16 protein-coding genes, 1 tRNA gene and 1 pseudogene are annotated in these 19,570 nt (G+C 63.2%); 12 read left to right on the top strand and 6 right to left on the bottom strand.

The window, feature by feature from the left end:
- Positions 1-31: 31 nt before the first annotated feature.
- From IEY49_RS06445 to IEY49_RS06435, 3 genes and pseudogenes are all read right to left on the bottom strand, one after another.
- A complete protein-coding gene (locus IEY49_RS06445) occupies positions 32-409 on the bottom strand; it encodes a succinate dehydrogenase hydrophobic membrane anchor subunit (protein WP_189005656.1) in 378 nt (125 codons plus the stop codon).
- Positions 409-768 (bottom strand): annotated as a pseudogene (gene sdhC, locus IEY49_RS06440) (succinate dehydrogenase, cytochrome b556 subunit); the annotation flags it as partial. The pseudogene sdhC and the gene IEY49_RS06445, both read right to left, overlap by 1 nt.
- A gap of 724 nt (positions 769-1,492) precedes the next feature.
- Positions 1,493-4,273 carry an SMP-30/gluconolactonase/LRE family protein gene (locus tag IEY49_RS06435; RefSeq protein WP_189005652.1) on the bottom strand — a complete coding sequence of 927 codons (2,781 nt, stop codon included), beginning with the start codon at positions 4,271-4,273 and terminating at the stop codon, positions 1,493-1,495.
- A 291-nt stretch (positions 4,274-4,564) separates the two neighbouring features.
- Between IEY49_RS06435 and IEY49_RS06430 the strand changes: the two genes are divergently transcribed.
- From IEY49_RS06430 to IEY49_RS06400, 7 genes are all read left to right on the top strand, one after another.
- Positions 4,565-5,845: a homoaconitate hydratase family protein gene (locus IEY49_RS06430; RefSeq protein ID WP_189005650.1), complete on the top strand. Its 1,281-nt coding sequence runs from the start codon at positions 4,565-4,567 to the stop codon at positions 5,843-5,845.
- Positions 5,846-5,881: 36 nt separating this feature from the next.
- Complete coding sequence (locus IEY49_RS06425; protein ID WP_189005648.1) at positions 5,882-7,141, top strand: hypothetical protein; 1,260 nt, start codon at positions 5,882-5,884, stop codon at positions 7,139-7,141.
- Positions 7,142-7,156: 15 nt separating this feature from the next.
- Complete coding sequence (locus tag IEY49_RS06420; protein WP_189005646.1) at positions 7,157-7,696, top strand: 3-isopropylmalate dehydratase small subunit; 540 nt, start codon at positions 7,157-7,159, stop codon at positions 7,694-7,696.
- Positions 7,689-8,744 (top strand): 3-isopropylmalate dehydrogenase, encoded by a 1,056-nt coding sequence (gene leuB / locus IEY49_RS06415; protein ID WP_189005644.1) that lies wholly within the window; start codon positions 7,689-7,691, stop codon positions 8,742-8,744. Before IEY49_RS06420 ends, leuB begins: the two co-directional genes overlap by 8 nt.
- Before the next feature lie 118 nt (positions 8,745-8,862).
- Positions 8,863-9,174 (top strand): hypothetical protein, encoded by a 312-nt coding sequence (locus tag IEY49_RS06410; protein ID WP_189005642.1) that lies wholly within the window; start codon positions 8,863-8,865, stop codon positions 9,172-9,174.
- Positions 9,147-10,559, top strand: a complete 1,413-nt coding sequence (pdxR, locus tag IEY49_RS06405; protein ID WP_189005640.1) for a MocR-like pyridoxine biosynthesis transcription factor PdxR — start codon at positions 9,147-9,149, stop codon at positions 10,557-10,559. The genes IEY49_RS06410 and pdxR overlap by 28 nt, the downstream gene beginning before the upstream one ends.
- 72 nt (positions 10,560-10,631) lie before the next feature.
- Positions 10,632-11,009: a hypothetical protein gene (locus tag IEY49_RS06400; protein WP_189005637.1), complete on the top strand. Its 378-nt coding sequence runs from the start codon at positions 10,632-10,634 to the stop codon at positions 11,007-11,009.
- Between the two features lie 75 nt (positions 11,010-11,084).
- Here the strand turns inward: IEY49_RS06400 and rpsT are convergent, their stop codons facing one another.
- Entirely contained in the window at positions 11,085-11,360 is a 276-nt protein-coding gene (gene rpsT, locus IEY49_RS06395) for a 30S ribosomal protein S20 (RefSeq protein WP_189005635.1), read from the bottom strand.
- 218 nt (positions 11,361-11,578) lie between these two features.
- On the opposite strand from rpsT, the gene recX reads away from it, so the two are divergent.
- The 3 genes from recX to IEY49_RS06380 all read left to right on the top strand — a co-directional run bounded on the left by recX (position 11,579) and on the right by IEY49_RS06380 (position 13,103).
- A complete protein-coding gene (recX, locus tag IEY49_RS06390; protein ID WP_189005633.1) occupies positions 11,579-12,163 on the top strand; it encodes a recombination regulator RecX in 585 nt (194 codons plus the stop codon).
- Positions 12,164-12,264: 101 nt separating this feature from the next.
- Positions 12,265-12,341 (top strand) — tRNA-Pro (locus tag IEY49_RS06385).
- A 51-nt stretch (positions 12,342-12,392) separates the two neighbouring features.
- Positions 12,393-13,103, top strand: a complete 711-nt coding sequence (locus IEY49_RS06380) for a metallophosphoesterase (RefSeq protein ID WP_189005631.1) — start codon at positions 12,393-12,395, stop codon at positions 13,101-13,103.
- Between the two features lie 96 nt (positions 13,104-13,199).
- Here the strand turns inward: IEY49_RS06380 and pckA are convergent, their stop codons facing one another.
- Together pckA and IEY49_RS06370 are read right to left on the bottom strand one after the other, a co-directional pair.
- Positions 13,200-14,783, bottom strand: a complete 1,584-nt coding sequence (pckA, locus tag IEY49_RS06375; RefSeq protein ID WP_189005629.1) for a phosphoenolpyruvate carboxykinase (ATP) — start codon at positions 14,781-14,783, stop codon at positions 13,200-13,202.
- Positions 14,784-15,212: 429 nt separating this feature from the next.
- Complete coding sequence (locus IEY49_RS06370; protein ID WP_189005627.1) at positions 15,213-16,340, bottom strand: alginate biosynthesis protein AlgP; 1,128 nt, start codon at positions 16,338-16,340, stop codon at positions 15,213-15,215.
- 194 nt (positions 16,341-16,534) lie between these two features.
- On the opposite strand from IEY49_RS06370, the gene IEY49_RS06365 reads away from it, so the two are divergent.
- On the top strand, positions 16,535-18,208 hold the full coding sequence (locus IEY49_RS06365; RefSeq protein ID WP_229780672.1) for a DNA repair protein RecN: 1,674 nt from the start codon (positions 16,535-16,537) through the stop codon (positions 18,206-18,208).
- A gap of 81 nt (positions 18,209-18,289) precedes the next feature.
- Entirely contained in the window at positions 18,290-19,423 is a 1,134-nt protein-coding gene (locus IEY49_RS06360; protein ID WP_189005624.1) for a protease complex subunit PrcB family protein, read from the top strand.
- Positions 19,424-19,570 lie beyond the last annotated feature (147 nt).

The following is a 19,570-nucleotide window of genomic DNA, read 5'->3' as shown; positions in this document are numbered from 1 at the left end:
ATTTAAAGTCCTTTAGGAAAAACGCCACGCGTCAAATGGAGATCAGGCCGATCGTGCCGAATGCGAACACCACCGCGATGACCGTGTAGAAAATGGTCTTGACCCACGCACGGTTCGGACGCGAACGGATGTAGTCCTCAATCGAGTACCGTGCGCCGTTTGCACCGTGCAGCAGGGACAGAAACAGAATCATCCAGTCGTAGAACTTCCAGGCAGGGTTGCTGAGCTTGGCCACCACCGCGTCGAAGGTGGCGTCCGATTCGCTGACCTGGATAAAGGTCATGTAGATATGCCCCAGCACCAGGAACACCAGGATCAGCCCGCTGACCCGCATGAAGATCCACCAGTTCAGCTCAGCATTGCTGTGTGACTGCTGACGGGCGTCCGTGAAGGTCCGCGCGCGGATCATCAGTAGCCTCCCATCAGGCGGGGGTACAGGCGGTAGGCCGAGTACGCCGTGGCCAGCACGGTGATGGCCAGAACCACATAGAACATCTGGCGCTGGTAGGCGACGCCCGCACCGGTAAAGTCCATGACGATGATGCGCAGGCCGTTGAAAGCGTGGTACACCACGCCCGCCACAATAAAGATCAGACCCACGCGGAAGACCGGCAGATCATACGTCTCGTGGATTGCCATATAAAAACGCTCGCCGAAAATGTGCGAACCGATGCTGAACACGTGCAGCAGCAAGTAAGCCAGAATCGCCAGCCCCGACAGGCGGTGAAGCAGGAACGCCCACTGCCCCTCTCTTCCTCGGTACATTCCAAAGTCCTCCTGAACGTCTCATGCCCGTCACGCCGCCCCACGAGGGATGACCGGCGCGTTACCGTGTGGGTGAGTGTTCACGCCACCTTTTCAGACTTCTTAAGAATAACACCCATGATGGTCTGGCCGCCGTGCACCAACCCTGTTCAGACGTGTTACCCGAACGGGCAGCATACGCTCAAGTCAGCCTCCGCGCCACGGGCAGGTGTCCTGCCCTGCTCTCTTCTCAGGGTTGGAGCGCTACCCTGATGCCATGACCCGTCCGCACGACCGCGACCCCCTTCAGGAAGCCGAATACCTCCGGAGGCTGGCGCTGGGAATTCTCAGCACCCTGGAACATAAGGGCCTGCTCAGTACGGCTGAAGTCAATGCCATTCTGCGTGCTGCGCAGCAGGCTGCAGTTTCAGCGGCTCCATCACCTGCGTCAGGGGGAGTCCCACAGTCCCCGGCGACCCTGAGCACAAAATGGGTGAAGCCTGGACAGCCGTACCAGCCCATTGACGAAAGCACACCTATTGTTCCGCCGAAGATGCCTCAGGCTGATGCTGGTTCCACCGTATCCATGTCATCTTTGGCAGTCCAAGACCCTGTCCCACAGCTTTCCACCGACGAAGCTGGTGACAAAACACCTGTGCCAGTGTTCGATATCAAAATGGAGTGACAGGAAATAAATAAAGCGCATCGGGGGTGTTGTGACCCCCAATGCGCTTTAGCTGGCGGAAGATTATTCCAGAGTAGAGAGGTAGTAACTGCTTTGGCCCGTGTACTCGGAAGTCATTACGCTGATGCCGCCATTGTCCATGGCGACGGCTCCCGAGATATTACCGGTAAGCATGATCTTGGTTGCTGAGAGGGCCGTGGTGTCGATTTTGACAACCCCGCTGTAGCTTCGGCCCCAGAGGATATGTGAAGCACTCCTGTCGAACCCGATAAGTTGAGGGCCGCCGTCAAGGGAAAGGTTGGTGAATGTCGTGATGCTGCCGTCAGCATTGAGCCGCTTCAGCTGATTGTAGTCCGTCATCCAGATGGTCCCCGCCTTGTCGATGGCAAAGCTGTAGGAGCTGATCAGGTCGATTGTGGAGATTGTCCCGGCTGCAGCATTGATCTTGACAACTTTGTTCGTGCTCCCCGAGTAGGAGGGAACGAAGAGCAGGGTTGTCCCATCAGGGCTGACGACAAACTGCCCACTCTGGGAATACCCATAGTTGGTGGCCGAGTCCACCTGAACAACGGTGCCAGTGGCCGGGTCCCAGTGGGCAAGCCCGGTGGTCATGCCACCCACTCCAGTGGAGGCCCGCTGGATGAACCAGATGCGACCTTTTGTATCAGGGACACCAGCAATCGTGTCGTTGCTCGAGAATGGGTGCGTGGTGGCAGTGGCCGTCCCAGTGGTACTGACGGTGAACGCACTGGTCCCACTGTAATAACCCATGGCCAGCACGCTACCGTCCGCTTTTGGCAGCAGACGAGGCGAGGACATGTCCGCCAGGGTAACGCTCGCGGACTGCTTGCCGGAGACATAACGGCTCACAGTGGTGTCGGTCTTGTACGTGGTTGAATTGTACGCACTTCCTGTAACCAGCCACACGCCAGTCCCGGACGGCGTCAGGCTGGACGCAGAGCTTCCCACCAGGACGCGTTTGGGCATGACACTCAGCTGGAACGAGGCGTTGTGGCTGGTCGACGACAGGTCGGGGGTTGAGACCTTAACTGTGTAAGTCCCGAGCACCGCAGCTGCGGCAGCTGTCACTGGAATTTTGACGGTCGTGCTGGTGGTGGGACTGACCTGCGCGGTTACAGGAGTTGCCGTAACGCCAGTGGGAAGGTCGGCAAGAGTAAGGGTGGTCGTTCCATCAAAGCCGTTCACGCTGGAAACGTTGACTGAAATACTTGCCTCTCCCTCACGAGAAACATAGGCAGAATAGGTCCCTACGCTGACGTTGACACTTGGCTTGGGCACGACCAGATTAACCTTGGCCGACGAGCTTTTGCCCCCGCCATTGGCCGTCAGGGTGATCGGGTAGGTGCCGGGTGCTACGGACGAGTCGCTCGTCAGGGTGACCTCGCCGTAGGCGGAGCCGTTGAGCTTCAAGGTGATGGGCGTTACAGTCACGCCAGCCGGAAGGTCAGTTGCGCTTACCGTGACGTCACCTGTGAAGTTCTGTGTGGCACTCAGCGTCACCGGAACTTTCAGGGAGCTGTTGCGGGGAAGCTGCAGATTGTAGCCCGAAGTGGAAAGCGTGAAGCTCGGGCGAGCGACGACCAAACTGCCGTTTCCGGCCCCCACCTGTTTACCCGCGGCGTCCTTGACGATCAGCTGGAAAGAGGAAGTGCGGTTGTCCGTACCGCTGTACTGAAACGTCAGCTTGGTCGCTACCAGTTGAGGCTTCAGGCCAAGTTGATGGACCCGCTCCTGGTGGGGCTCGTTCGAAGTTGACTGTGCGCTGAGCTTAGGGAGCGCTGGCAAGGTAAGAACTGCAGGCTCGACCGTAAGCCCTGGAATATTTGTGGAGAGATGAATGGTGCCGGTGTAGCCGCCAACCTGTACAACTTCTGCGTCAACCGTAACGGGGCTGTCCGTCGTAAGCTGCACCGTCTTGGGATTAAGCAGCACGGTTACACTTGGAGTTGCACTCTCGAAGACCAGCTGAACGCGGTTGTCGGTGCTGACATTGCGAAGATCCAGCGCAGTCCCAGTGGTGGAGGACACCAGGGCATTCCATCCCTTTGAAACAGAGATGTTTATAGCCTCAGTGATCGAGGTGCCGTTCTGAGCCGGATACGTGCAGGTTCCGGTGAAGGTAAAAGCCCTGTCCGAGTAGAGACGAACGATAATCGGGTTCGTTCTGGTGGCGTCCTGTCCCCCAACAATCTTCTCCACAACCGTGCCCAAGAGGTCATCCTGAACGCCATAAACAGCCAGTCTGGAGTTATACAGCGTACGTGCGGAAGCGTCGCTGTTTGTGCCGGTGCAGTTCTGACCGAACCTGTTTCCGACGAGATCCTCCGTCCCTGGGACAAGGGCGCTGAGGTCGTAGTTCATTGAATTGCGTGTCAAGGGAATCTTGCCGAAAAAGGTACTCTTTGCACTGCCTACGTAAGCATTGCTCATTTCCAGATCGGTGCCGGTGACCTGCCCGGTTATCATGGACTGGCTAAGTGCGCTTCCCACCAATGGTTGATAGGTCAGCGTGACCGTTTTGTCCGCATCCAGTGTGACGTTTTGAGCAGAAGGAGCCGTAAAGTTATTGACTGCTCCTCCTTCAACGCTAAGCACACTGCCGGCTTTCAGCCCCGTAAACGTCTTGCTGCCAGAGAGCATGTCATTAAAGAGCAGAAGGCCCGTAGATGTGTTGGTCACTTTAACTGGAGCGCCACTTGCCCCCGAAAGTGCAACCGTTAGCGAGTGAGTCACCTCGGGTGTCGGGGTGGGGCCGGGGCAAGCAGTAAGAAGAACGGTCAGGCCAAGCGTCGCAGCCGATAAAGGGAGCATCTTCATAAACATTCAGGATTCTAATGTTAAACGACGGACACTTCCAGCAGATTTGCTGGCGCCATTGGGGATATTGCATCCTGGCCCACCCGTCTACACGTCCCTGCCCTGACCAGTTTTCTGCAACCTACACTGCCGTCATGTTCAACGCGCCGTTGCCAGAAAGGAAAGCCCAGGAGGGCCTTCTTCTTCGCTGGGGGCGTTGAGCGCTGACCCCGCGTTCTGCACGTGCCCCCGAAGCCCAGTGGTTTCGGGGGCACGTTCTTGAACGCCCCGCTCTCCACGGAAAGGAAGTGCACCAGTATGGGAATGACAATTGCGGAAAAAATCCTGGCGGCTCACAGCGGGCACGATCAGGTAGTCCCCGGACAGCTGATCGAATGTGCCACGGACTGGGTGCTGTGCCACGAGATCACCACGCCGGCTGCGCTCCGAATGCTCGAGGAGCGGGGCATGGATCAGGTGTTCAACCCGGACCAGATCATGGCGGTGCCGGACCACAGCGTGCCCGCCATGAACATCAAGGCCGCCAAGATGTACCAGAAGCTCAAGTCCTGGGTTCAGGAGAAGGGCATCAAGCACTTCTATGACGTGGGACGCGGCGGGATTGCACATGTGGTGCTGGAGAACACCGGGCTGGTGCGCCCCGGGCAGACCCTGGTCAGCGGTGACAGCCACACCTGTAACGCGGGTGCCCTGGGCATGTTTGCCACCGGAGTCGGCAGCACGGACCTGGCCGGCGCCATCTACGCCGGCAAGGTCTGGTTCAAGGTGCCCGAGACCATGCTGATTCGTGTTACAGGTCAGACACAGCCGGGCGTAACCCCCAAGGACATCGTTCTGGAAGTCATCAAGCGAATTGGCGCGGACGGCGCGAATTACCTCGTCATGGAGTGGGTCGGGGAGTACATCGACCGGCTGGATATGGAAGGGCGCTTCACCCTGACCAATATGGCCATCGAGGCCGGCGGGAAGACCGGCATCGTGGCTGTGGACGACACGACCCGTTCCTATCTGCAGCAGCGAGGCGTCCAGCCCGGCGAGTACACCGAATACGCCAGTGACCCTGACGCGGAATACAAGGTGGTCATCAACATCGATGCTTCGGTGGTTGAGCCCACCGTGGCCTACCCGCACATTCCCAGCAACGGTCGGGTGGCCGGCAGTGACCGGATCGCGGTGACCCATGCCTACGTGGGCAGTTGCACCAACGGCCGTATTGGTGATCTGCGTGAAGTTGCCCGGATTCTCAAGGGCCGTAAGGTGGCCGACGGCGTACAGATGATCGTCGTGCCGGCCACCCAGGCGATCTGGAAGCAGGCCGCCCAGGAAGGGTTGATGGAAATTTTCGTGGATGCCGGGGCCAGTGTGAGCTACCCCAGCTGCGGCGCCTGCCTGGGCATGCACAGTGGCGTCCTGGGACCGGACGACGTATGCATTTCCAGTTCCAACCGCAACTTTGTAGGCCGCATGGGAGACCCCTCGGCGCAGATTTACCTCGCCAGTCCGGCCACGGTGGCGGCGAGCGCGGTTTCTGGCTTTATCAGCGATCCGCGCGAATACAACGGCGAGGCGGCCGACTGACCCGCGCCTCATGCCGACTCTGGGATACTGACGCTTATGGGTGAAGCCAAACGCCGCAAACAACTGGGCCTGATGCCCGAGGTGCACGCTTTCGAGGCGCACATGGACGCCGACGGAGCCGTCACCTTTACCCGCGTGCCACAGGACGCCGCGTTGCGCGACCTGATCGAGGGCGCTCTCAAGGTCTCACAGCCTTACGGCGCGGCCTGGGACAGCGAGTACCGCACGTCCTACGTGATGGCCGGCCGTCCCGACCGGTTCCTGGAGACCGCCGAGGATGTACAGGCCATTCCCGTGCCGCCGCTGCGGCGCTTCAGCGGCGATCTGGTGCTGGGGAAGGCGGCGACCGAAGGCACCGGCATGTCCTTCCCGGTCGAAGGGGGCAGCGTCCGCCTGCGCGAGCAGCGGCATTCTTTCGATGGCCAGCGCTGGGACAGCTTTCCGGCCCATACCGACCCGCGCCGCGCCCTGGAATATCTGTTGCAGCACCCGGCCCTGAACCTGCAGGGAGAACTCGTGGCCACGTTTCTGGTCGAGCAGTGGGCGGAGGGGCGGATCGACGTCACACCGGAACCACCGGATGACCTGCTGGAGGCGCTGGAAGGAGTGGCACGCGAATGGCACGGCGACACGCCGGAGCTGTGGTCAAGTACACACCATGACCTGCTTGAGCAGGACGAAGATGGCCCGGTGCCTGTCGCGCGCCGGCTCGTGCTGGATCTGCGGCGGCCGGCGCCGCTGCACTCACCGCTCAGCCTGGCCTTTGCCACACACGGCAATGTTGAGTTCCATCCCAACACCGAAAAGTCGACCTACTCGCTGGACGGAGAGCTGTGGCATCCTTACGGCGATCCGGACGGGGAGGGGCAGGAAGATGAACTTCATCCTGAGCTGGCCCAGTTCTTCGATGTGGAAACCGCCTCGGTTACGGTGCATGCCGACGGCCATGTGGAATGGGAAGATGGGGCCATTCCCGACGAGCACGCCGAGCACCTGCGCACCGACCTGCGTGAATCCACCGGAGCGGGAAACCAGGATTCCTGGGCCGCCTGGACCAGTGAGCTGCTGCGCTCCACCTTCGACCACGAGCTCACCATCCCTGAGGATGCTGCCCTACCCGTGCCGCTGGCGGTGCGCCTCGACATTCCCCTTGATGCCCTCAGCGACCCGGACCCGCTGGCCCAGACCTTCATGGAATCGGAAATCACCTTCGACGGCACCCAGTGGCGCGACCTGTACGACGAGGAAATCCCCGAAGAACTCCGGCCCTTCGCAGCCGGAAACGCCGCCAACTAAGCCCCAAGGAGCCCTATGCCCAGAGTGCACGTGTTTGCCCGCGATCACATCAATACCGACGAGATCATTCCTGCCCGTCACCTGACCTCGGACATCGAGGCCGAACTGGCCCCCTACGCCATGGAGGACTACGACCGCGACTTCGCCAAGCGGGTCCAGCCGGGCGACATCATCGTGGCAGGGGCAGACTTCGGTTGCGGCTCCAGCCGGGAGCATGCCGTGTGGGCCCTGCGCGGCGCGGGGGTGGGCGCCGTGATTGCCCCCAACTTTGCCAGAATCTACTACCGCAACTCCATCAACAACGGTTTCCTGGCTCTGGAATGCGAGGGCATCGTGGAGGCCTTCCAGGACGGCGACGAGGCCAACCTGGACCTGAAGGGCGGTACCATCACCAACCTGCGCAGTGGCCAGACCCTGACCTTCGTTCCGGTGCCGCAGTTCGCCCTGGACGTGCAGAAAGCCGGCGGCTGGCTGGAGTACATGCGCGCCCAGGCACCGGCGGACGCTGGTTCTGCACCCTCCACTCAGCCCAGAAAGGAGAATGCCCATGCCTAAGATCGTGACGCTGCCCGGAGATGGAATCGGCCCGGAAGTAACTGCAGCTGCGGTGGAAGTTCTGCGCGAGGTGGCGCCGGACGTCACCATCGAGGAGCACGCCATTGGCGGAGGCGCCTACGACACATATGGCGATCCCCTGCCGCAGCGGACCCGTGATGCCCTGGAGGATGCCGACGCAGCGCTGCTGGGCACTGTAGGTGGCGCGCACAACAGCCCCTGGAACACTCTGCCCCGTCACCTGCGTCCCGAGTCCGGTCTGCTGGCCCTACGCAAGATGCTGGGCTGTTATGCCAATCTGCGCCCGGTCCGGGTTCAGCCAGGGCTGGAACACCTGAGTCCCCTCAAGCCCGAACTGGCCCGTGGCGTGGACATCCTGATCGTGCGTGAACTGCTCGGGGGCATTTACTTCGACGGGGACCGCAAGATTGAAGGCGACACTGCCTACAACACCATGCGCTACACCACCGCCGAGGTGGAACGCGTGGCCAAGGTGGCCTTCTGGGCGGCCGAGCAGCGCAAGGGGCGCGTGACCAGTGTGGACAAGGCCAACGTGCTGGAGGTTTCCGAGCTGTGGCGCCGCGACGTCCAGGCCCTGCGTGACCGCGAGTACCGCAGCATTCACCTCAACCATGAATACGTGGACAGTGTCGCCATGCTGATCGTGGCCAATCCGGGCCGCTACGACGTCATCGTCACGGAAAATCTGTTTGGGGACATTCTGTCGGATCTCGCGGCTGTCATTCCCGGCAGCCTGGGTCTGATGCCCAGTGCGTCCCTGGGGGATGGAACAGGACTCTTCGAACCGATCCACGGCAGTGCCCCTGATATTTCTGGCCAGGGAATCGCCAACCCGGCCGCGGCCATCATGAGCGTCGGCATGATGCTGCGCCATGGCCTGCAGCGGGGCGACGCCGCGAATGTCGTGGACCGGGCCGTAGCCCTGGCCCTGCGCGAGCACCCCACCCGTGACCTGGGCGGACGGGCAGATACACGGACGTTTACGCGGACTGTCCTGGACGCGATGGGCACCCCGGCAGTGGGCTGAACTTCCACCTTTGGCGGGCGGACTCCGGGACCGGAATCCGCCTGTTCTTTTTCTTGAGGGTCAGGCGTTGGTGCCCGCTTGCCCACTGCCCGTGGCCCCGGTACGTCATTCTGTTGGCATGGCGACCCCCGCAGTGACCTTCCGTGGTCCACGACGTATTCCGTATCCAGGTGGCTGTGTGCTGGAGCCGGGACCCTTCGCGCTCGACTATCTTCTGAGCTGGCCGGAGGACGTCACCATCAACGGCCAGCTTCATGCCGGTGTACCGGTGTATCCGCTGATCCGGCAGCTGCTCGCTGATCCGGAGTCGCACGGGCTGACCCCTGCGCAGGCCGAGGAAGCGCGAGCACTGTATCTGCGCCTGGCAGGGGAGGCGCTCAGGCAGGAGGGTGGCGACCCGGCATGGCTGGAGCGCGAGTTCGAGCGCTGAATATCCCGGAACTGCTGCCTGCACAGACCGGAGAAACCCTTCACGCTCGGGTCGCCCGCAGTCTGCGTCAGGCGGTGACCCAGGGATACTGGCCCGAAGGCAGCCGTCTGCCGGGCCACCGTGTGCTGGCAGCTGGACTCGGGGTGTCGCGCAACACCCTGGTCGATGCCCTGGATCAGCTGCAGGCGGAAGGCTACGTCACGGCCCAGGGCCGCAGCGGAACACGGGTGAGTGCCGCCCTGCAGCCCGTCAGCCCGGTCCGGCATCCTCCCACCCTGCCCCTGAGTGCCTGGGCGACCCGCGCCCTGGCTGGTCAGGAACAGGATGTGGGAGGCGACTATGTGGTGGACTTCCGGGTGGGTCAACCGGTGCCTGAGCTCTACCCGGAGGCTGCCTGGACGCAGGCCCTGGCCCGCCGGGCGGGGCATGGCAGTGCCGACGCGCAGGTGCTGCGCGACCCCCTGGGCCCACTGGACACGCGCCGCGCGCTGGCGGCGTACCTGAATGCTGAGCGGGGTGCGCGGGTGACCCCCGACATGATCATGCTGACCGGCGGTACCCAGTCGGCGCTGGACGCGCTGGCCCGGGTGTTTCTGGAGCCCGGCCGGAGCTCAGCCATCGAGGCGCCGACCTACCCGGGAGCCTGGGCAGCGCTGGCCGCGACCGGGGCCCAGGTGGTCGACGTACCGGTAGATGCCCAGGGCCTGGATCCCGTCGCTCTGCCTGGGCAGGCCACCCTGCTCTACATCACACCCGGGTGTCAGTACCCCACCACCGTGACCCTGCCGTTTTCCCGGCAAAGGGCGGTCATAGACTGGGCGGAGCAGACGGGGGCGTTCATTCTGGAAGATGATTACGCTGCCGATCTGCACCACACTGGACGCCCGCCAACTGTGATGCAGGGGCTCCTGCCGGACCGGGTACTGCTGCTGGGGAGCTTTAGCAAGAGTCTGGCACCGGTGACGCGGAGTGGATTTCTGGTGGCGCCGGAGGCTGTCACCCGTGTGCTGGCAGGCACCCGCCCCCTGACCGACCGCGTACCGGGGGTACTGGACGCGCTGGCCCTGGGAGACATTCTGGCATCCGGCGCCTATTCGCGGCATCTGCGCAGGGCCCGCCAGACGCTGCGCCACCGACATACGGTCCTGGTTGACGCTCTGGATTCAGCGTTCCCCACGTGGCAGATCACGCCCGCACGCGCTGGTCTTCATGTGTATGTCTGCCTCCCACAGGATGTGACTGCCGGCGAGGTACTGGCGCATGCTGCCGGGCGGGGGGTCGCCATGTCTCCTGCGGGTGCTACGGGAAGGTCGCAGGCGGTACTCATGGCCTTTGGTCATCTCGAGCCACACCAGATCAGGGACGGAGTGGCTCGCCTGGTGTAAGGCTCCCGGGCACACCCGACCAAAGAAGGCTGCCACTCGCAGCGGATTGTGCCTTCCAGTACACTGATGTGAATGCGCCTTCTTGTGCTTGTTCTGATTCTCGCTCTAGCCGCCGTCTATTTCACCATTGGCCTGCGCTTCGGGTATGTCACCCTGACGCCCACCTACATGTGGAATGCCACCGGCCAGAATTCCTATGCTTTCCGGACCCTGGAAGCCGATCAGTCGGTGGGCGTGAAGGGCTCGTGTCAGGTCCGCAGTGGCGGGGCCATCGTGCGGCTCTATGATCCCAAGGGCGGTCAGGTCGCTGGCCAGTCGTGCCAGAAAGGGAAGTGGGCGCTGAACATCACAGGGTCAGGCGCCGCCGGCGACTACCGTCTGGTGGTGGACCTGAACAAATTCAGCGGCGTTCTGGATCTCGAAGAGGTCAGAGGCGGACGGGCGCCCTGAGTGTCCCCGGTACAGGACACAGAGAAGCGGAGAAGCCTGATAGGGGCTTCTCCGCTTCTCTGTGTCCTGCTCGCCTCAGCTTTGCTGGGCGGCCTTGGCGCGGTTGATCGCCTTGGCCAGACGGCTCTTCTTACGGGCGGCAGCGTTCTTGTGCAGCGTGCTGCCCTTGGCGGCCTTGTCGATCAGGCTTTCAGCCTTGCTCTGGGCAGCAGCAAGGTTTTCACCGGTGGTGGCGGCGGCCACAGCCTGCTTGGTGAAGGTCTTGATGGTGCTCTTGCGGCTGCGGTTGATCATGCGGCGCTTGAGGCTCTGGCGGTGACGTTTCTGTGCGGACTTGTGACGAAGGGCCATGCTGTTTCTCCTTGTTCTCCCGGTGCACACGGCGGACCGTAGGCTTCGGGGCGGTTCCGGCGCCAGTCTGGCGGGGAACTCGATGCGTCCGCGTCTGGGCGGCGCGCCGGTATCATCCACCTGTTCAGACGAAATCTACCGGGCCGACCACCTGATGGGTGGGCAACCTCGTGACTATACTGGCAGTTCAGGCCACGTGCAAGCGGCATACTGGCGTTATGTACCGTTCCCGCCGTGCACGCACGCCCGAGGAGGGGCTGGCCCCAGGTGCTGATGCCCGGGCCACAGACAGTCCGAAGCGCCGGACCCCACCGACACCCGAGGAAGCCCGCGAGGCACTGATGGCCTACGCTTTCCGGGCTCTTGCCGGGCGTGCCCTGACCGAGGCTGAGTTGCGTACAAAGCTGGAGCGCCGAAGCGACGACGCGGTGCTGGTCGCCGAGATTCTGGACCGGGTGCGTGAGCTCGGGTATCAGGATGACAGTCAGGTCGCGCGCGCTGAGAATGCCCGGCGGGGGGTCGGCGCCTTCAGGGTCCGGCAGACGCTCAAGCGGCGGGGAGTGGAAGAAGCCCTGATAGAGGACACGCTCGCAGCCCGGGATCCCCAGGCCGAGGCCCAGGAGGTCCGTGACCTGCTGGAGCGGCGCTGGTCGTCGTTTGCCCGCAAGAGGGACGCCGCAGCGAGCGCCTATGCCTTCCTGGCCCGGCGAGGGTATTCCGGAGCGCTGATCTGGCCGGCCATCCGTGAGCAGCAGGCGCAGGCGGGTCTGGACGTTTCCGACCTCCCCGAGGACGACGATTAGCATGGCAGCGCTTTGCTTGACACTGTCCGGAAGCGGCGCGTAAACTACCCGTCGCGCCAATTGGCCCCTCGTTTTCGGGCTCTGATTGGTTCGTGGTTCGGCGGGGCGTAGCGCAGCCTGGTAGCGCACTTCGTTCGGGACGAAGGGGTCGGAGGTTCGAATCCTCTCGCCCCGACCACGATAAAAGCCTCCTGTGAAAGGAGGCTTTTGCTTTTTTCCCAGGAGTTCTATGCGTGTCTTTGCCATTGCCGACCTCCACCTGGCCACCGTGACGCCCAAGCCCATGACGGTGTTCGGACCGCAGTGGTCCGGTCATCCGGAGGCCATCTTCACGCACTGGCGCGAGGTGGTTCGGCCAGAAGATCTGGTGCTGCTTCCAGGTGACCTCTCGTGGGCGATGAGGCTTCCGGATGCCATGACAGACCTGGCACCGGTGGCTGCCCTTCCGGGAATCAAGGTGCTGCTCCGGGGCAACCATGACTACTGGTGGCCAACCGTCTCGAAGCTGCGCGCGGCCCTGCCCTCCGGCATGCTGGCCGTACAGAACGACGCCGTGCGGGTCGGCCCGGTGGTGGTGTGCGGCTCACGTGGGTGGACGACACCGGGGTACGAGCCTCTGAGCGATGAGGATGACCGCTTACTACGTCGCGAAGCCGAGCGCCTCGCCCTGAGTGTGGAAGCGGCGCGCCGCCTGCGCCAGCCTGGGGACCGCCTGATCCTGATGCTGCACTACCCGCCGGCTTCACCACCTTATCCCCCGAACCCGCTGACCCGGGTTATCGAGTCCGTAGGGCCCGACATGGTCGTATACGGGCACCTGCATGGAACTTCGCCTGAGCGGGCCATGCGGCACGTCGGTGGTATCCCGGCGCACCTGGTCGCTGCCGACGGATTACGGTTCAGACCGCGGTTGCTGCTCGACACGGGAAGTGTGGAGTAGTCTTCAGACTGTCCCGGGGCGTGCAGAGTGGTTTACAACTGTCTGTGTGGCGAACAACAATGCCCCCGCCTGAGCGGGGGCATTGTTGTTCGCAGGTCAGGCGTCGGGATTCGGCATGCTTGCCGTCACGGCCGGGTCTACTCCTTCCTCGAACCGCTTGAAGTTCTCGCGGAACATGCGGGCGAGTTTGCGCGCGGTCTCGTCGTACGCGCCCTTGTCAGCCCAGGCTTCACGCGGGTTCAGAACCTCGGCGGGAACTCCAGGAACCTCGGTGGGAATTTCCAGGTGGAAGAAGGGCTCACGCTCGAATTTGACGCTGTCAAGCTGACCACTGAGCGCTGCGTTGATCATGGCACGGGTGTGCCGGATACTCATGCGCCTGCCTTGGCCGTACATGCCTCCGGTCCAGCCGGTATTGACCAGCCAGACCTTCGCACCGCTGGTCTGAACCTTTTCCGCCAGTAGACGGGCATATTCGCCGGGATGACGCGGCATAAAGGGGGCGCCGAAACAGGTGCTGAACGTCGGGCTGGGTTCGGTGACACCGTCCTCGGTGCCGGGAATCTTGGCCGTGAAGCCGCTGATGAACTGGTACATCATCTGCTCGGGGCTCAGGCGGCTGATGGGGGGCAGGACTCCATAAGCGTCGGCGGTCAGGAAGACGATGTTCCTGGGGATTCCGCCCATGCCGTCAGGCTGGCGGTTGTCGATCTGGTCGATGGGATAGGCACTACGGGTGTTTTCGGTCAGTGATCCGTCGTCGAGGTCAGGCGTACCGTCCTCGCGCAAAACCACGTTTTCCAGCACTGTGCCGTAAGTTTCGGTGGTGCGGAAAATGGCCGGCTCCGCTTCCGGATTCAGGTTGATGACCTTGGCATAGCAACCGCCCTCGAAGTTGAACACGCCGGAGTCGGTCCAGCCGTGCTCGTCATCCCCGATCAGCCGGCGGCCCGGATCAGCGGAAAGGGTGGTCTTGCCGGTGCCACTCAGGCCAAAAAACAGGGCGGTGTCACCGTCTTCGCCGATATTGGCCGAGCAGTGCATGGGCATGACGCCCCGTTCGGGCAGCAGGAAGTTCAGGACTCCGAAAATACCCTTCTTGTTTTCTCCGGCGTACTGGGTGCCGCCAGCGATAATCATCTTTTTCGTGAAGTTGACGATGATGAACGTGTCGCTGCGCACGCCATCGGTCGCCGGATCAGCCTTAAAGCTTGGAACATTCAATACGGTCCAGTCGGCCTGGAAGTGGTCCAGTTCCTGGGGGGTGGGACGCACGAACATATTGCGGATAAACAGGCTATGGTACGCCATTTCGGTGACCATACGAACGGCAATACGGTGCTCCGGGTCGGTGCCGGCAAACACCTGCTGAACGAACAGTTCCTTGCCCTCGGTGTGAGCAGCCATTTTGCTCAACAGCCGGTCAAAGACGTCTGCGCCGACTGGGGTATTGAAGCCCCCCCACCACACCGTGTCGCGGGTCAGGTCGTCTTCCACGATGAAACGGTCTTTGGGGCTCCGGCCGGTCTTGTTGGTTTTCACCGCCAGGGGACCGGTTGCTGCCCTGACACCCTCACCCAGGCGGATGGCGTCGGCATACAGCTGATCGACGTTGGGGTTCAGATGGATGCGGACATTCTTGAGACCGAGGTCGGCAAGAGGAGCATGAAGGGTAGTCATCGATTACCTCCGGCCAGCACTGGGCTGACGCTGGACAGGACTTGGTGTGAATTCAAACTTAGATATTGTCGCTCGTGAAGCGATTCCACGCCAACTTTTGTGTTGTCACATGTCTGGGGACAACGTTTTGAAACCGTTTGTCCGATTTGTCTGGACAAACGACAGGTGAGAAGCTGTCTTCGGGCGGGCAGTGTTCAGCTGGCTGCCACGGATTGGCATTGGGAGGACCGCCCTCCCCCAGGACTGGGAAGTTGATTGAGTAGCGGTGCTTCGCCTTCCCATGACTCCGGGCCACTCGCCTACGGCTCCAGGTCCGGCAACGCGTGATCTTCGTCGCCGCCTCGGGTGAGTCCGGCGTGCTCTGAAGGGATTGAAGGAACACACGCAAAAAAGGCGGGCCGAATGGCCCGCTCTAAGATCCTTACCCACTTAGTTGGTGTTATTTGTTCCAGATCGCTTCTCGTCACTGCCGCCTTCAGCCGCCGACCGGTTGACTGCCTTCTCCTGCGCCTGTTCAGCCTGCGTGCGTGCCGCGGCGGGGGAGCCTGGCTCCACGGAAGCGCCCCAGGTGCCACCAGTCGTGCCGGCCTGTGTCGCAGCGGCCGCACCCGGTGCGGGCGTCTGCTTATTTTCCTCGATGCTGTCGAGCCACGCCGAGCCGATCACGTCGCGTGCGTTGCGGCTGGCACGCTTCAGGGACTCGGCAACCTCGGGGTTGACGCTCTCCACCGCGCGGAGGATGCTCTGGCGCACCGAAGGAACGCGGGCCAGAACCGCGATCCCCGTGCCCACCAGCGCAACCGACGTCAACGTGCTGCCCACACCACCGTGTCCGGAACTGGCTTTGTACTGCTTCATGGCTTCCTTATCCAGACGCGCCAGCTCCCGGCGGGTCTGTTTATGCAGTGGGGCGATCCGTTTATTCACAGCGCGCTCCAGCTTGGCTTCCTTCCATTTTCTCCCGCTGCGGCGCAGTTCCTGCTCGGCTTCCTGGCGTGCTTGTGCCAGTCGCCGCTGCGCCTGCCTCCGCCCGGCGGCAACATCATCACCCGCGTCGTGAAACAGATGCTGCACTCCTTCCTGAACACCGGCCAGCACCCCAAGTCCTGTTTCCTTGGCCCCCTGGAGGCTCTGCCCCAGATCCTTGCCGGTGGACTTCAGCGCCCGCCCAGCCTGCCGGCGGTGCTTTTTGGTCTTTTGACCCGCGTCCTCGGCCAGATGGCCGGCGCGTTCCTGCATCGTGTGCGCGAGGTGGCCTGCCGCTTCGACCGCAGTGTGCAGCATGGCCTGCGCCCGCCCAGGGCCTTCCTCGCGGATGGTGCCCAGGGTGCTGGCACTGCGCTGCGCTGCCGCCTGGGCCAGGTCCTGTGCCTGTGAGGCCGCCGTGCCCAGGGCAGGTTTAACGGTCTCGTCGAGGGCCACGTGTGCGCCCTCCCAGGCGTGCCGGGTTCCCCCCACCAGTCGGGTGCGCGCGTCGCGGTTTAATGTCAGTGCCGCCAGGGCGCCCAGAAGCATCAGGCTGCGGTTGCTGACACCAGTATTCATCTCTTTGTTCATCTGCCTCTCCTTTCTCGCCTGAGGCCGGCAATTCCCGGTCAGGCAGATCCGCTCCATTGTTGGCAGCGGCATACCGGAGCAACGTGGGGAGAATGTAACGAGAGATTCATGTTCAGCCGCCGGGAGACTGCCCAGTGCCACACCCGTGACGAGACGACAGTCGATTGATGCACCCAGGCTTTACACTCGGGGGCGTGACCCGTAAGGCCCGCTCTCCCCGCGCTGCAACTGTGACAAGCCCGCCAGCAGTTGAAGCTGCGCCGGTGGGTCCGGCGCTGGCAAGGCTGGAAGTCCGCAACCTGGCCACCATAGAAAGCCTGGATCTGGACTTCGCCCCCGGGTTCAGTGTCTTTACCGGGGAAACCGGCGCCGGGAAAAGCATTATCGTGGACGCGTTGGGCCTGCTGCTGGGCGCCCGCGCCAACACCGACCTGATCCGCACGGGTGAGGAAGGTCTGCTGGTCAGTGGATTCTGGCAGGACGAAGAGATCGCCAGCCGGCGGGTGACCACCCAGGGCCGCAGCACCGCCCGCCTGGACGGGGAAGTGGTGAGTCTGCGTGAGCTGCAGGACTGGGCTCAGCGTCGCCTGACCATTCACTGGCAGCACAGCGCGGTCAGCCTGCTGTCCCCAGCCAATCAACGCGCCCTCCTTGACCGGCAGGTGCCTGGGGAACTGCAGGGCTACCAGGAGGCCTACCGCACCTGGCAGGAGGCCAGGGAACGGCTCGAAACACTGCGCGCCACCGACCGCGAGCGGGCCCGTCAACTGGACCTGCTGACCTTCCAGGCTCAGGAAATTGCACAGGTCGCTCCGCAGATCGGTGAGGAAGAGCCCCTGCAGGCCGATCTGATGCGGCTGTCCAACCTCGATACCATTGCGCAGGGAGCGGCCGGGGCGCTGGAACTGCTGAGCGAAGCCGAAGAGAACGCCACCGGATACCTCGCGGAGGCGGTGCGCGCCCTGAATGCCAGTGCCCGGTATGACGAGACCAGTGCCCAGTTGCAGGTTGAACTGCGCACGGCAATGGAAAGCGTACAGGCCATCGTGGGGGAATTGCGCAACGTGGCCGAAAGCAGCGCCCCTGATCCGGAGGAACTGGCCCGCGTCGAGGGCCGCCTCGGGACCCTCAGCAAACTGCGCGCCAAGTATGGGCCGACCCTGGACGATGTCCTGGAGTTTCACGCTGGTGTGGAGCAGGAACTGGCCCTGTTGACCCGTGACGAGCAGGACGCCGGCACACTGGACGCCGAGGTCAGCCATCTGCGCACGCTGGTCGAGCAGGCCGGCCGCTGCCTGGATGAGGCCCGGACCCGCCGGGCCGGTCCCCTTGCTGCGGAGCTGGTCGAAGTCATCCGGCAGCTGGGCATGCCCCACGCACGGTTGGAGTTTCTGCCCACCCCGCACCCTGAGCCGACCGCGCACGGATTAAGTGACGTCACTCTACGCTTCACCGCCAACCCCGGAGAGGAACTGGCTCCGCTCTCCGACGTGGCCTCGGGCGGTGAACTGTCGCGGGTGATGCTGGCCATCAGCACGGTGCTGGGAGCGGATACCCCCGCTGTGGTGTTCGACGAGGTGGACGCGGGCATCGGGGGAGGCGCGGCGCTGGCGGTGGCCGCACAACTGGGCCGGCTGGCCCGTGAGCGGCAGGTCTTCGTGGTGACACACCTGGCGCAGATTGCCGCCCGTGCCGATCATCACTACAAGGTGGAAAAGGCGGTGGAGGGCGGGCGCACCGTCAGCCGGGTCCGGCGCCTGGTGCCGGCCGAACGGCTTGAGGAGATCGCGCGAATGCTCAGTGGCAATACCTCCGACGCGGCGCTCAAGCATGCCCGCGAACTGCTCGACGTCCCGCACGTGTCCTGACACGCGAGCCAGCGAGCGGATGTGCTTTTGCTCAAGGTGTCCTTCAGTCTGCCGTCAGAACCCCTGCATAAGCTGGGTATCATGAACAAGACACTTTTCCTGGCGCTGGGCTTCAGTGCCGGTCTCCTTTCTGCCTGCAGCATGACCGGTCCCAGCAATCTGCGCGTACACGAGGTCCTGCTGTACGGCGGAACCCAGGAACGGATCACCTGGGTCTACGGCAACCTCAGTGGCGGCCCCAGCAGCCTCAGGATTGGAGGTGCGACCACCGAGGTCCGTGCCCAGGTCCAGGATCCCCTTGCCCTGCCCGGCACGCTCAGTGTCAACGGTGGTGCCACCTACCGCGCTCCGACCACCCGTATGGAGCAGAAGCTGAGCGTGACGCGCGGCACCGATGGCCTGTTCACGGTCGTGCAGAACATGGCCGTGCCGGTGCGTGCGCTGTACTACACCGATGGCCGCAGCTGGCAGAAGCTCTCGGGAACCTCGGGCGTGGTGCGGGCGGAAACTGTGCAGGGGCTGCGCGGCGCAGGGCGGCTGACGGATGCCGAGGGCACAGTCCTGGCCACCGCTCTTCAGGGCCAGGGCCCGCTGGCAGTGGCCGTTCTGGACGAGACCCGGGTTCCCGACGCGGCACTGGCGGTAGAACCACGGCCCACCGAATACCTGCGCACGGCGCTGTATATCCTTCCCGGTGTCGTTACCCTGGCGCGGAGCGCTCCTGCGGTGCCTGCCCCCACCCAGCCGGCGCCCACTCAGCCAGCCCCGACCCCACCTGCCAGCAGCGCCCCCAGTACAGGAGCACGCGTGAATATCACCGAAGTGGCCCAGGGCAACAACGCAACTGTAACGTCGTTCAGTGTGCAGGTGGCCACGACCCAGGCCGCCGCCAGCGCGCTGTACGCCCAGGCCTATGGCCGCCAGACCAGCCCCCCATCGCCACCGAGCGTGGCCGGTGGAACGCTGGTCGGCGTGTTCCTGGGCCAGCGCACCACCGGCGGGTATGCCGTCCGGGTCACCGGAGCCAGTGCCAGCGCAGGTACCCTCACGCTCACGGTCCGGGTGACGGCACCGGGACCGGACAGCATCACGACGCAGGCCATCACGAGCCCGTGGGCGATCGTTCGGGTGCCCGGTACGTTTACCCGGGTGAACGTGGTCGATGAGCAGGGGCGTCCCCTGTCGGATCAGTCGGGCGGCGGCCAGTCGCGCTAACGGCCAGAAAACTTGATATAGAAGCGAAGCCGGTGATCATATGCCGGCTTCTTTGCTGGTGACGTCTGACGCAGGCACCCATCTGAACTGCGACGCGTCTGCCCCTGACGGCCAGATCCAGGTCGGCTCGGGATGACATAAAAAACC

This window comes from Deinococcus malanensis, assembly GCF_014647655.1.
GTDB lineage: Bacteria > Deinococcota > Deinococci > Deinococcales > Deinococcaceae > Deinococcus > Deinococcus malanensis.
The sequence above is the reverse complement of the archived record's forward strand: the minus strand, read 5'-3'. Positions and strand labels throughout refer to the sequence as shown.

Coding starts and splice junctions, on each gene's coding strand:
- IEY49_RS06445 (WP_189005656.1), bottom strand. CDS start 409: ATGATCCGCGCGCGGACCTTCACGGACGCCCGTCAGCAGTCACACAGC.
- IEY49_RS06435 (WP_189005652.1), bottom strand. CDS start 4,273: ATGTTTATGAAGATGCTCCCTTTATCGGCTGCGACGCTTGGCCTGACC.
- IEY49_RS06430 (WP_189005650.1), top strand. CDS start 4,565: ATGGGAATGACAATTGCGGAAAAAATCCTGGCGGCTCACAGCGGGCAC.
- IEY49_RS06425 (WP_189005648.1), top strand. CDS start 5,882: ATGGGTGAAGCCAAACGCCGCAAACAACTGGGCCTGATGCCCGAGGTG.
- IEY49_RS06420 (WP_189005646.1), top strand. CDS start 7,157: ATGCCCAGAGTGCACGTGTTTGCCCGCGATCACATCAATACCGACGAG.
- leuB (WP_189005644.1), top strand. CDS start 7,689: ATGCCTAAGATCGTGACGCTGCCCGGAGATGGAATCGGCCCGGAAGTA.
- IEY49_RS06410 (WP_189005642.1), top strand. CDS start 8,863: ATGGCGACCCCCGCAGTGACCTTCCGTGGTCCACGACGTATTCCGTAT.
- pdxR (WP_189005640.1), top strand. CDS start 9,147: ATGGCTGGAGCGCGAGTTCGAGCGCTGAATATCCCGGAACTGCTGCCT.
- IEY49_RS06400 (WP_189005637.1), top strand. CDS start 10,632: ATGCGCCTTCTTGTGCTTGTTCTGATTCTCGCTCTAGCCGCCGTCTAT.
- rpsT (WP_189005635.1), bottom strand. CDS start 11,360: ATGGCCCTTCGTCACAAGTCCGCACAGAAACGTCACCGCCAGAGCCTC.
- recX (WP_189005633.1), top strand. CDS start 11,579: ATGTACCGTTCCCGCCGTGCACGCACGCCCGAGGAGGGGCTGGCCCCA.
- IEY49_RS06380 (WP_189005631.1), top strand. CDS start 12,393: ATGCGTGTCTTTGCCATTGCCGACCTCCACCTGGCCACCGTGACGCCC.
- pckA (WP_189005629.1), bottom strand. CDS start 14,783: ATGACTACCCTTCATGCTCCTCTTGCCGACCTCGGTCTCAAGAATGTC.
- IEY49_RS06370 (WP_189005627.1), bottom strand. CDS start 16,340: ATGAACAAAGAGATGAATACTGGTGTCAGCAACCGCAGCCTGATGCTT.
- IEY49_RS06360 (WP_189005624.1), top strand. CDS start 18,290: ATGAACAAGACACTTTTCCTGGCGCTGGGCTTCAGTGCCGGTCTCCTT.